This window comes from Paenibacillus silvae (assembly GCF_014639235.1).
In the GTDB taxonomy this organism is placed as follows: domain Bacteria; phylum Bacillota; class Bacilli; order Paenibacillales; family Paenibacillaceae; genus Paenibacillus; species Paenibacillus silvae.
On the sequence record NZ_BMFU01000002.1, the window covers coordinates 673,578 to 687,207 of the forward strand.

At 48.0% G+C, this 13,630-nt stretch carries 6 protein-coding genes; 1 reads left to right on the top strand and 5 read right to left on the bottom strand.

Annotated elements, in window-relative coordinates; genetic code table 11:
* Positions 1–13: 13 nt before the first annotated feature.
* From IEW26_RS08995 to IEW26_RS09010, 4 genes are all read right to left on the bottom strand, one after another.
* Entirely contained in the window at positions 14–955 is a 942-nt protein-coding gene (locus tag IEW26_RS08995) for an ABC transporter permease (protein ID WP_188592128.1), read from the bottom strand.
* Positions 956–1,186: 231 nt separating this feature from the next.
* A complete protein-coding gene (locus IEW26_RS09000; RefSeq protein ID WP_229729754.1) occupies positions 1,187–3,007 on the bottom strand; it encodes a sensor histidine kinase in 1,821 nt (606 codons plus the stop codon).
* Positions 3,004–4,629 (bottom strand): response regulator, encoded by a 1,626-nt coding sequence (locus IEW26_RS09005; protein ID WP_188592130.1) that lies wholly within the window; start codon positions 4,627–4,629, stop codon positions 3,004–3,006. The genes IEW26_RS09000 and IEW26_RS09005 overlap by 4 nt, the downstream gene beginning before the upstream one ends.
* A gap of 3 nt (positions 4,630–4,632) precedes the next feature.
* Positions 4,633–6,048: a glycoside hydrolase family 140 protein gene (locus IEW26_RS09010; RefSeq protein ID WP_188592131.1), complete on the bottom strand. Its 1,416-nt coding sequence runs from the start codon at positions 6,046–6,048 to the stop codon at positions 4,633–4,635.
* Positions 6,049–6,295: 247 nt separating this feature from the next.
* Here IEW26_RS09010 and IEW26_RS09015 point away from each other — a divergent pair, with 247 nt between their 5' ends.
* Positions 6,296–8,950, top strand: a complete 2,655-nt coding sequence (locus IEW26_RS09015) for a chitobiase/beta-hexosaminidase C-terminal domain-containing protein (protein ID WP_188592132.1) — start codon at positions 6,296–6,298, stop codon at positions 8,948–8,950.
* A gap of 167 nt (positions 8,951–9,117) precedes the next feature.
* On the opposite strand, the gene IEW26_RS09020 is transcribed toward IEW26_RS09015, so the two are convergent.
* On the bottom strand, positions 9,118–13,605 hold the full coding sequence (locus IEW26_RS09020; protein WP_188592133.1) for a carbohydrate binding domain-containing protein: 4,488 nt from the start codon (positions 13,603–13,605) through the stop codon (positions 9,118–9,120).
* Positions 13,606–13,630 lie beyond the last annotated feature (25 nt).

The window sequence follows — 13,630 nt, forward strand, 5'->3', positions numbered from 1 at the left end:
CTTTCCCTGCGATTCAGACGATGCCTTGACCGCGAACCTTCTTGGATAAAATGTTAACACTGAAGAGCAGCAGAACACTGATGACGGTCTTGAATATGCCCACCGCTGTGGAATATGAATAGTCGCCGGTCACCAGACCAAGCCGGTATACATAAAGATCAAGCACTTCAATGCGGTCCGCAATCATCACGTTACTGAAAACGAGATACTGCTCGAATCCTGCCGAGAGCAGGTTGCTGACCGAGAGCAGCAAGAGCACGATAAAGGTTGGCATGATGCTTGGCAGTGTAATGTGCCAGATTGTACGCATACGCCCTGCGCCGTCTACCTTCGCTGCATCGTATTGCTCACTATCTATACCGACAATCGCTGCGAGATAGATAATCGCGCTCCATCCTGCAGATTTCCATAATAACAGCAAGGTCTGCACAGTCCACACACGGTCATAGTTTCCCAGGACGTCCACAGGTGGATTGCCGATTCCTGTTTTCATCATAATGGAATTGACTGCACCTTCCGTGCTGAACATGCTGAAGGCCAGTGAGAACACGATAATCCAGCTGATATAATTCGGCAATGTAGATACCGTCTGCACCAGCCGTTTAAACCAGCCGGAGCGTACCTCCGAGATCAGAATAGCCAGCAGCATCGGTACAGGTGCTGTTGCTATGGACAACAGACTGAGTGCCAGCGTATTGGCAAGTACAGGTCCCATTCGCGGATCATCAAACATATTGCGGAAGTTTTCCAATCCGAGAAACGGAGTCTGCTGCAGCGGAATACCAGGTTTGTAATCAAAAAACGCATAGATCCATCCGAATAGTGGAACGTAACTGAAGGCAAGTGTAAACAGTACAAATGGAGTGGCAAGCAGCAGCAGGTGTATGCCGTCCTTGCGATTCAGCTTGCTGGCCTTCCTGACCGCGCGGCTGTTCAGAGTTTCGGTTCGTTGCATATGAATTTCTCCTTTGTGCGTAGGCTTTCGTTTGGGCTTATTCATATGATAGCGCTTTCCTGAAAACGATTGGATGAAAGTTCCCCTGATCTGGTTGAAAAAAATACGATAGGCACGCAAGCTCACTTGAACAATTTTAAGCTGATGCTTGAACAAAAAAACAAGGTCCATCGATACAAAAATGCCCTTATGAACTGCCTTCAAGGCAGACTCATAAGGGCATGCTTATCATCATCGATGAACGGGCAAGATCACAATCACCTGTGCACCTTGTTCAGCCGGAACAAAGTGAATGCCATAATCGGAGCCATAATATAAGCGAATTCGTTTATTCACGTTATGGAGTCCAATGCCGCTGCCGCCAACAGTTGATTTGGGCGACTCCTCCTTCGCCAGCTTCTCATTTAATTGTTCGAGGGTGTGCTGATCCATACCCACTCCGGAATCGGTAACACTTAATACGAGGCGTTGCTCGTCTCCTTCAGCCCTGATCTGGATCTGAATGGCGAATTCTTCGCTCTGTCTTCCCGATGCAATGGAGTTCTCCACCAGCGGTTGCAGGATAAAGCGCGGAACCTGGCAGTCCATCCACTGCTCGTCCACATCCATTGTGAACGTAATGTTGTTGTTAAAGCGCATATTGATGATTTTCAAATAGTTATCCAGATATGACAGTTCATCCCGCAGTGTGCACATGGAATCTTTACTGGAGAACACAGGACGTAAAATATTACCCAAGGCCACAATCGTATGCACAATGTTATCCGCCTTAACAATAACAGCCATCCAGCGGATCATATTCAGTGTATTATAGAGAAAATGCGGATTAATCTGGTACTGCAGCGCCTCCAGTTCAAGCTCCCTTTTCTTTTCCTGGATCTCATTGTTTTTCTCTACCAGCTCCACCATGCTAAGTGACATCTCGTTAAAACGGCGGATCACGGTACCCAGCTCATTATTAGGAACATGGTCTACGGTGACTCCGAGTTCACCACGACTCATATCCTTCATTTTGCCGGATAATTGATTGAGCGGTTTAATGATTTTGCGAAGCCAAAAAAAGGAAGCAACAAAGATGGCCAGCACACTAACGATAAACACCAGCATAAGCATACGCTGAACACCCACAATCTGATCTGCGTACTGGCTGAGCGGAATCTCTTTGAGCAGATACCAGCCGCCGTTATGCAGCTTATAATACACCACCTGCATGCTGCGCCCCGCCTTTTCATCATCCAGACTTCCATAAGCACCATCCGCCAGATCGGTACCGGGTTTGAAGTGACTCTTCGTTCCCACCCGATCGGCTTCACTAGCAGACACAACCTTGCCATCAGCACTCGCGATATACATGTCTCCTTCTTCCCGGTTCAGTGCGGTGGAATAGATGGAGGACAGATAACGCTCGTCAATGTTAATAATTAATGTAGCACTCGTGGTTGGATCATAGATGGCACGTGTTCCCCGCATCAGGCTGATTAAATAACCGTCGTCTTTACCCGTGAGATACGGGTTATAGAATGATTTTTTGATCCCGGAATGCATAATCAGGTGCGGGTACTGCTCTATCGTTTGACGAAAGGGCTCGGAGGTGAAAAAGCTTTGCTGCCATGCTTCCCTGTCGTAGACCAATGTTCGCTTTTGACTTCCGCCTACGGCGCCAAGATTGTTAGCCGTGATGTATATGGAATCAATATAATTGTAGTTATCAATAAAATCCGCAATGACCCGCTGCACATCGTTTTTGGACTCCAGAAATTCCTCTTCCGTTTTCTCTGAAATTTTGTACAAAAACCGCTGAATATGATCGTCGCGCAAAAACAGCATCGATAAACGATCAATCTCTGTAACCAGCCCCCCAATATTATGGTCAAGCTGCTGGAACTGCTGATATAACAGTCGTTCATTCTGGATTTTAATCATATTTTGCATAAATGAATAAATAAAATAAGAAGCCCCCGCCATGACGGCGAGGCTGATGATCATGATATAAAGAATGAGCTGGGTCCTAAGTTGTCTCGACATAAACAAAGAACGGAGGGGGTTCTTCATTGCTCCTGCACCCTCTTGTCTCTAAGTGTAGTCTGCCTGCGGTATTCATTCGGATTGAGACCCGTAATTTTTTTGAACACCTTGCTGAAATACGTATATTCAGGCGAAAAACCGACAAGGGCCGGTACATCGGAGGAACGCATCTGACTCTGCGCAAGCAGTTCCTTCGCTCGTTCAATACGGTAACGATTGACGTAATCAATATACGTGATCTGAAGCTCTTTGCGAAACAGGTTACTCAGATAACCTTGACTTAAACCAATATAGTCTGCGACCATCTGCAAGCTAATATTTTCAGTATAATGGCGTTTGATGTACTCGATCGCACGGGTAATCTCATCACTCATTTGTAAGCGCTTGCGAATTAATTCAACCAGAGAATCCATATATATGACAATCTGATCCAGCATATCCGGCATCGTATCACATGTCTCTAACTTCTCGGTCATGCTGAGCAGCAGCGTCTTTTCATTGTTATGATCATAGACATGTGTATTAATCCATTGAACGAACTGATAGATTGTAATTTCCAGCGTTTTGCGATCTTCACACATGCCGCCCTCAATCTCATCCAGAAATGCATCATATTCCTTCTGCTTCAGCGGCGGGAGCAGTTCTCTTATATCAGTATGCTGCCGGATTTGCTCAACGCGTGCAAGCACGCCTGATCGGTCAGCACAGTCGCTTCCCTGATGCTGCTGGCCCGGGCCGGTAATAAACTTGCGCTGCAAAGCCCGCTGTGCTTCGGCATATTGTCTGGGAAGTGAATCATAACCTCCGTTCACGCTGCTGACCCCGAATGAAACGGTGCTGTTGAAATAATGACGGATTGTATTCTGGATATGGTCAAGCAGCTGACGAATCTCCTGCACGATCGCTTGTTCAGACAGCATATCTGCAAAATGCAGCACCAGTGCGTAATGCCGATCATTAATCTGAACGGCTTCACCACGTTTATATCCGGACATGATCTCACTCAGAATGTTCAATAGCGACATCTTCACCAGATGACCATGCTCATCCCGAAAACGCTCCTTGAGCGAAAAATAACGGTCCACTTCCATAACACAGACAACCAGCCGAACAGGTGAAAGTCGCAAACCGCTCTCCGTAACAAACCTTGCAAATTCGTCGGTGGAAAAGATGCGATAGAACATAAAGTCCTTAAACATCTTCTCCTTCACCAGCTCCATGTCGGGTGTGGCAGAACCTGTTCTGCCCTGAACATTGACCTGGCTCTGCTGCTGGTCCAGCTCTTCCCTGACACCTGTCAGCACCTGCTCAATCTCTTCTTCCGTCATGGTCAGCTTCAAAATATAGCTTGATACATCCAGTGCCAGTGCTTTACGAGCCAGTTCAAACTCCTCCAGGCATGAAAGCACCACCACACGGGTTTGTTTATCTTGCTTGCGAATATTGGATATTAATTCCATGCCATCCATTCTGGGCATACTGATATCGGTAATGACCACGTCGGGTTTCTCGCGTTCATAATAATCCCATGCAGCCAGGCCATCAGGGAAATCGGCGGTAACCTCCAACCCGAATTTGCTCCATTCGACGGAATTTTTCAGTCCGATGCGAACCAGCATTTCATCCTCAACGATCATCACCTTGTACATGCATCAAACCCCCTTCAGAATCAAAATCCAGTCATTCCCTCGTCCGCTTGTTGGGGCTGTAAAACGTGCAATGCCTTGATTCAGTATTACAGAATCTGCTGTAGAGCCGGAAGAAGCATGGGCGGCATAAGCATCGGTTTCTAATCCTGTCCTGGGACAAAACCATGCTCCTCTGACCCGCTTGCCCTCAATATACCCCATGACTACGTCAACATACAAGCCATTTGGCAGATAAATGTAAGCGTTATATTTATTCTGTAAAGCCATCATTCGATTCGCCCCTGTACGGTTAGAGTGAATCAATTTCAGATTTGGACGGAGATCCGGCCCCAGTTCGTTCTCAAGCAGCGCACGTGCATGCTTCATCTGTTTCGCTCCGGGGCGATGCAAGGCTTCACGCCAGCTCATAATAAAATAATCACCCTGACTGTTCGACTCCAGCAGATCATCCGCTCCCTGATACATGGACCATATGGAGTGATGACCATACGTATGACCCAGCGCCCCTGAAAATAATGCGTAGTATGCAGCTTTTCTCACATCTGCGGCATCGAAATAACCCTGTTCTCCCTTAAATCCAACGGGAATATCTTCATAACAAGGTTCCGCATCAAGGGTTGGCTTCACGGGCTTCCGATCATAGTCCTGCTGAACACGCCGATCATTGGTTATCTCCCGTTCCCCGTGCCCGGACTGAATCATATTAAAATCAAGCCAAGCCTCGTGATGAAGCTGACGGGAGGAAGAATCACAACCCGGTGGATGGAAGGTCATCAGCTGCGTTGCTCCACCCTGCTTCAAGCCCCGGACCATCGAAGCAATGATATCAAAATGGAGCTTGGTCTCTAATGCACGGTCACCCCCAAGTACCCAGATCACCTGTGGAAGCTGACCGTACCGCTCACCTAACCATTGTCCGTAGCGATATGCATTTTCAGGCGTGAAGATTTCAGGTCCTTTTCCCCACTTGATATTGAATTTGTCACCCCAAGCCGGGAGTAAGGCTGTATACATTCCAAGACTCGCGGCAAGCTCAAGCACAGTATCCACATGATGCCAATAAGAATAAGACTCGGTGAGATCGGGACGAGCCGGGTCAGGTTGACCATTTTGATCCATAAGCAAAGGCAGTCTTCCATAAGCATTCCCGGTTGTAACTCCGCTGAACTCAGCCAGCAGCACGGTTTGAATAACGGTAAAGGACTGCTCGGCCCTCGTTCGCAGATACAGCTCGCTCTCTTCCAGATTTAAACGATGCAAAAGTTCCCACGCCGTATCCGCCAGCCAGAAAAATGGTGCACCCGATGACGTTTCGAGATAACGACCATTAGCAGAGACCCGAAGCGCTTCAAGCTGTTGATGTGTATGAGAAGCATCCCCCTCGATTCGACGAACAGACTGTTCTTTTATATTGGACATGGTCACGGACACTCCTTTATCTTCATGACTTACGATCTTTCCCTTATAAAAAGCATAAAATCCACACCAGTGTTCGTAAAGAGCGTTTTGGAGCAAAATCGTTCAAGCAGGTTTTGTTTTGTTCAACCCCGACCTCTTTTTTTCAACCATTTCAACAGATATTTCAAATTTGTATTTTATTGTAAACGCTATCATTTGAGTTGCCGCAAGCGATTTGTGTGGTAAACCACTATAAAGGAGAGCTGAGATGAAAAGCAGATCCGATCGTTTCGCTTCACGCTGGGGGATTCCACTCCTCATAGCCACCATGCTGGCCTCGTTTATTCCCGTTCCTGCCCAGGTCCACGCAGAACAGAATGAAACCCAAAACCAAAGCAGCACCAGCGTTACCCGCACCGTTACCATTGACACAAACAACGTGATCCAGGATGATTTTCTCGGCGTTGGTGTGAACACCATTCCGACAGCGTTAATGCCAGGACAGATGCAATACGGTTATACCGAAGCACACTGGGAGATCGACAAAAAACGAATTCAGACGATCCAGCCCAAAGTAGCCAGAGTCTGGTTTCAGATTGACTGGATGGAGCCCTCCAAAGGAACCTACACCTGGGACAGCACCAAAATGAAAGCCTTTTACAAATATCTGGACGCCTTCAAGGCAGCCGGAACCGAAATTGAATTAAACTTTGGCTGGAAGGTTGGCTCGACTGTACATGACTGGTTCTCGATACCAGGCATTGATCCGTGGACAAGCGCACCTGCTGATCTGGATGCTTATGCAGTCTCTGCTTCCGCTTTACTGGAGGAACTGATTCAGAACCGCGGGTACAACAACGTGAAATATCTTACCTTTTATAATGAACCTAATGGCAGCTGGGATTTCGAAGCACCGGGGGATCAGAAGGCCTACTACGCAGAAATGGTGAATAAAGTAAGTTCCCGATTGACAGCGGACGGACTCCGCGATCTGGTTGAAATCTGGGGGCCTGAGGAGACTGGCGCTCCTGCCTGGATTGAATATATGAAGCAGCATGCTGATGACGCCATCGATGGATACAGCTTTCATGTGTATGGTGAATCATATGAGGGTCTTGGCAATGCCTTTTCACTGCGCAAAGGTTATGTCGGCAACAAACCGCTTCATCTGACCGAATTCGGCTGGGCCGATGATCAGGCGAGCAACTGGGATGCCGGTTATGCCAACTCGGTCATTCAGACCGCCAATATGGGTGTAAAATCAGCATTGATGTGGCAGTTAAACGGAGTGTGGACCAACGACCCTACCGGTGGAACGAATGGAACCTACACGATGTGGGATGCAGCCGTGCTCGGGTTGAAACCGCGCAAAACCTTTTACATTGCAGGCATGCTGAATCGTTATATCCCCGAGCACAGTGAAGTGCTTTCGGTAAATACAGGCGGTTCATCTGACGTTCGCGCCGCAGCCTTCAGAGGTGAGGATGGCAATTATACGGTGCTGGTCGAAACCAAAGCCGGCTCCAGCAAGGAGATCACACTCGACTTCGGTAATGCTGCGGTCAACAAAACGTTCCGAAAACTGGTTTATAAAAATGATGTTGTCCAAGAGGCTAATGCCATTCTTCCGCCAGTCAAAGCAACTTTTCCAGGGGGCAGTTCGTTAACCGATTCTGCGGTTGATGATGAATATAATGTCATCATTTATACAACCCAGCCTGCCCAAACCCAAGTGAAGCTGGATCAGGTAAATCCAACTGTTCGTTCCGGTGATTCCCTTACCCTTGCTGCTGATGTCATTGATAACACTGGAGGCGTGACCTGGAGTGTTGCCGGACAAAACAGCGGCACAATTAACAGCAGCGGTGTATATCAGGCTCCTCAGGTAACAGACGAAACGTTGATTGCCGTTCGTGCCACAAGCACGGCCGACCCGTCTGCATATGGAGTAGCTCTTGTGCGTGTGCTTCCTTCTTCACAAACGGGCAAGGTTGAGGTTCCGACGTTCAGTCTGGATCAGCATGTGTTCCCAAGCTCCGAGGTGCTCTATCTGGAGAGTGCCACAAGCGGTGTCCAGATACGTTATACAATGGATGGCAGCGAACCTACGTCCCAATCTACGCTGTACGTGCGGCCGATTATTTTGAACGAAGGCTCCCTTGCGCTATACAAAGCGAAAGCATTCAAATCAGGGATGCAGCCTTCAGGCACAGTGTCCTCGCTGTATCAGATAGGTCAGATCAGCAGCGCACCGGACGGCTATAAGCTATGTATGATTGAAGATGGCGGAGACTGCTATTTTGAAGGTAAAGCGGTTGTTGCTTATGGAGCAGATGGATTGTTCAACTATTCGATTCAGGAAAATGGCGTCGCCTGCACCAGTGCCATCCTGGGCGATCCGATTCCGGGCATAGACAAGCGCTGCTTTGTGAACCCGGACATTCCGGATGAACTTCCTGTTGTCACGTTTTTCAACGCAGGGTTTGAGAAGCCTGCTACAACGTCGGCCAGACCCGGGCCGATGACGAATGGATGGGTATTTGACAGCCGATCTGGTGTACAGCATAACAACGGGCCATTTCAAGCGCCGACAGCTCCTCAGGGGGTACAGACGGGTTATCTGAAAACCGATGGCGGTATATCCGGCACGTTAAGTCAGTCCATACATTTCAAACCGGGCACATACCAAATGTCATTTCAAGCAGCCAAGCGGACCAGCTTCGGCGGCACCCAATCCTTTGTTGTTTATTTTGATGACCAGGTTATTGGCTCGTATCAGCCCGAATCCGGCAGCTTTGAGACGTTCAAAACCGATGCTTTCGAGACAACAGGCGGCAAGCATACCATTCAATTTGTGGCAACCACGACACAGGGCGACAACACTGCCTTTATCGACGAGGTCGTGATTACTGCACTTCCTTGATCGGTTGCTTCCTTATTAGCGATAATCTCTGGGTATCAACAATGCTGCTGCAGGACATCACAAAAAGGACGAGGCAGAAATAATCTGCTTCGTCCTTTTTAGCTGCACAAGCTGCGTAACAGGAATCATTTTTTACTCAGTGACAAAATCACCCTGCAACCACTGATTTACTGCGTTTTCCCCACATTGACCAGACTAACATCAGACAAGGTGATGGTGTTGTCTGTTTGTTCATCCCCATCGATTTTGCCCATATCAAAGACAATTCGACTGTTAGAGTAACTAGACTTATTCACTTGGAATGTAAATGTAAATTCTTTTTCTTCCGTTGTCAGATCTATTTTGTCGCCGAAGAAATCGGTCCAGTTGTAGTTTGGAGGGCCATCCACCCATCCTATGCCTAAACTCATTTTGCGAGCTTTATCCGCTTTTGCTTTGAATGTCAGCTTGTAGGTGTAGCCTTGCTGCATGACCAAGCCCTCTTGAAAGACCTGACGATCCCACGGATTATCTCCGAGTTGACCGATCTTGGCTTGCAGCTGCTGATTAATAGCACGAATAGACAAGTCTTCTGGTTTATTACTAGCCGTATAAGCAGACCAGTCGTCTGTTCCCTGATTAAAGCCACCATTTTTGATCAGGTTGACGTGTATCGGCTGACCGCCCTCCTCTGCACCCGGATTTACCTCGAACAGCATTACATTTTGAATAGATACAGTATGCTCACCTGCTGGAGCTGGCTGCTTCCCGAGACCGAAGTTTAACAATGCTGCTGGATCGCCGTTCTCCGCCATCGTGAAGGTATACGTATATGGCTGTTTGGTTGCTGTCAGTTCTGCCGGCTGCTCCAAATACTTGACATCGTTACTATCAGGCTTCGATACAACAACCTGCATCGTTTTTGGTGCGGATGATGAAGCATCGAAGCTCAGACGATACGTTTTACCTGCTTCGAGCGGAAGCTCTCCCTGCTGCAGGATCTCGTCCCACCAATTCTCCGTCGTGCCAGACAAAGTCATGCTGAGGCCATTATCCACGCTGTTGCTGTAGGTCGCTGTAGTTACGCTCTGCGGCAGCATCCAGCCCGAGGCATCTGCATTCAGCCCGCCATTTTTCACTTTACTCTGTGAAATGTCCAGCCAGCGCGTATTATACTCGTTTCCTTCAAAATTTACGTAGTAGGTTTTTCCGGCTTGCAAGGAAACCGCTGGCAGATATACGGTTTTATACGTTTGCCAGCCGCCCGTATCTCCCAGCACAAAATTGGAGTTTGCAACGGTATTGCCTTCCTCATCTTTGACCGTAAAACGTACTTTTGAGTCAGCCTCGGCACTTGCCATCCGTGTAGAGAAGGCATATAACCCATCGTTCGCTGTATCAATCTTGAACTGGAGCAGATCACCTTCATCCATGTAGCTGACATGTTTGCCGCCTTCATCGGAATCTTCGAGCTGCAGTCCCTGCATCACATAAGCATCGGCAGCCTGAATGTGGTTATAACCCTGGATGGTTACCGGTTTTCCACGTTTCGTCAGGCGTACGTTATCGACATATACCTTGCCAGAAGATCTGCCAAACAAAAGCTGTAATTCAGACGTTGCAGTTGCTTCGCCCTCTCCGATCACAATTTCACCTGTGTACGTTTTCAACTCTGGTCCAATCTGAATCTGCTGTCCTTGATGAACCTGTACGTTGTGACCCTCAGCGGTTGTTAAACCAATATCCATAACGCCTTCAGCATCTGCCTTGGCATCAAAGGAGAAGCCATAGGACGTATTGCCTTCCAGCTTCATGCCAGGCTGAACAACAGCAACCTGCTCCGGCTGTCCATTCGTTTGCTTCACATCGACAACAAGCTGTCTTTCCATGATCGGGAACTTCGAGAAGTTATTGACCGATACGTGCGCATCCGCATCTTCTTGAATCTGAGTGTTCCAGAAGCCAAGCCGCTGCTTTCCTTGATCAAACGTACCATTATAGATGTAATTGCCATCAGGCAGGGCTTTGCGTTCAACTTTAAGCGGATCGGCATCACCTCCCTCTTTCAGAATCACGTTGGTCACCAGTACCTCGCCTTCTGCTTTGCCCAGATTGAATTCAAACCTTGCATTATTGTCTGAACCGTTACGCATATTGAATTCATATTCGTACGGTTGCCAATCCGTTGTCACTGAGAATTCCTTTTCGCCGGAATAGTTCGTCCAGCTTTTCTCAAACTGTGTCAATTTGGAGCGGATAACCCGATTCTCGGAAGCTTTGGCTTCAAACTGAATTTTATATTTTTTATCTTTCTTCAGATACATCGGCATTTGGGTTAATTGAACGGAATAGGTTTCCGTGCCTGCGTTAGTAATTGTAACTTTGGCTGCTTTGCCTTTCACTGAATCATCGACAACTTCTACCTTGCCCTCTCCGCCCGCATTCGTAATGAACTTCCAGTCAGTAGGAACACCGTTTGCATCCACGCCTTGTGTGAAATGTTCATTGTAAATCCGGTTTCCATTCTCTTGCGGTGCGCGCAGCTCCTCAGGCTCGATTGGACTGGAGGTTACGTCCGGCCATTCATTCATATTTTTATACGAATACACTCGCACAAAATCGACATTCATCTTATCAGACACAAATGCATTTTCTGGTGATCCCGGCCAGTCTCCACCAACGGCAAGATTGAGAATGAGATAGAACGGACGGTCAAATGGTGCAGGGAACGTATAACTTTCCGGCTGTCCTGCCGCTGTTGTCTGCCAATTGTTGATTTGGTGATGCAGCTGTCCGTCTACATAGAAACGAATCATACCAGGCAGCCACTCCACCTGAAAATCATGATACTCATCGGCAAAGGATTCGCCTTGCGGCAGCGTAAACTTGCCTTGGTCATGCCCATGAGAGCCATCGGCTTGGATCGAATCATAGTGAATGGTGCTGTAGATCTCATGATCCTTGTTCTGGCCGCCGATCAGCTCCATAATGTCGATCTCCCCGGAAGCTGGCCATCCTCCGTAATGAGCTTCATCCGTAGGCATCATCCAGATGGCTGGCCACATGCCCTGCTGGATGGGAAGCTTGGCTCTCACGACTACTTTGCCGTAAGTCCAATCCCCTTTTTCCTTGGTGATCAATTTGCCGGAAGTGTAGTTTTTACTGCCCTTTTGCTCCCGTTTCGCTTCAATCTGCAGTACGTTACGATTGCCATCCTTTACGATACGTGTGTTGTTCGGACTGTAATATTGCAGCTCATTGTTATAGACCAGCTCTGTATCCTGTACTGTCCATTTTGAAGCATCTACAGCAGAGCCATTAAATTCATCATTCCAGACCATTTCCCATTGTTCATCCGGAATTGTAGTCGCCGGGACCGGTTTCTCGCCCGATGGTGTGCCAGGCACGGAAGGTGTCTGTCCACCCGAATTTGAGGACCCGCCACCACCGCCTGCATTGGAACTGCTGCTGCCACCACCGGAATTGCCTGATATATCTGGCTTGGGTTGTTCAGTCTGACCAGTTCCAGGTGTATTGTTATCACTGTGCTTGCCTGTTGTAACCGCTTTCCCATTAAACAAAACGTTATCCGCTTCTACGTCAAGCAGCTTGATTTTCCCTTTGCCATCAATCGTCGTATGACGAGCCTTGCTGCTTACTTTTAATGAATCAATGGAGCTCTCGGAAGACAGCACGATTGTTGCTTTACGTGCAACCAGCATTTCTTCAACCTCTGTTGTGCCTGTCATCTCGATATGAACAGGACTGCTGCTCTTGTCCACTACAATACGCTTCAGTTTGGAGTTCTGAATATCAATCGAGTGGCTTCCTCCGCCCTTCACGATGACACTTCCTGTTACAGTTACACCGTCAAGGTTTACTGTTCCTTCACCAATCGCTTCTGTGAGCAGCAAATTACCGTTAACGGTTGTATTTTTCAATTTTACATCTGCTGAGCGTACGATCAGATTGCCATCCACTTTGGATTCGTATGTGCCTGGAACATGTTTAATATCTGCAATTAATGATGACATCAGCATAGCGGCTTCGGCTCGTGTAATAGCTGACTGCGGCGAAAGCTTCCCGTTGTATCCGTTTACAATTTTATTTTGAACAAGATATCCCAGCGCTTTTCTGGCATACTCGGCCACATCCTGCTCATCACTAAATGCAGACCCAAGCTGCTCACTCTCACTGCCCGTCGATAGCTGAAATGCACGATCGGCCATCACTGCAGCATCCTGTCTCGTGATTGGAAGGTGCGGCGAGAGATGAGTTTCATCGGTTCCCTGAATGATGCCTGATGCACTAGCCCGTGTGACAGCGTCATAATACCAGTCTTTTTCATTTACATCAGCGAATGCCGCCGTTTCAGGTCCACCTGTGAAGCCGAATGCCCGGTCCAGCATCACCACGAACTCGGCGCGGCTAATACGTTCACTCGGTCTGAATGTACCGTCTGCATAACCTTTGGTTAATGCCATGTTCTGCATGCGCATCACAGCGTTCTTGGCCCAATGACCTTTCAAATCTTTGTACGGGGACAGAAGCAGGCTTGATGCCTGCACCTGCTCCGCTGCTGTTTGCTGCTTCCCCTGTTCTGCCCCGACTGTTGCCGGAGCGGTTAGTGAAACGATCATGCTTCCTGCTACGAGACAAGCCAACCCTTTTTTCACCCATATTCCTCCCTCGAATGTGTTT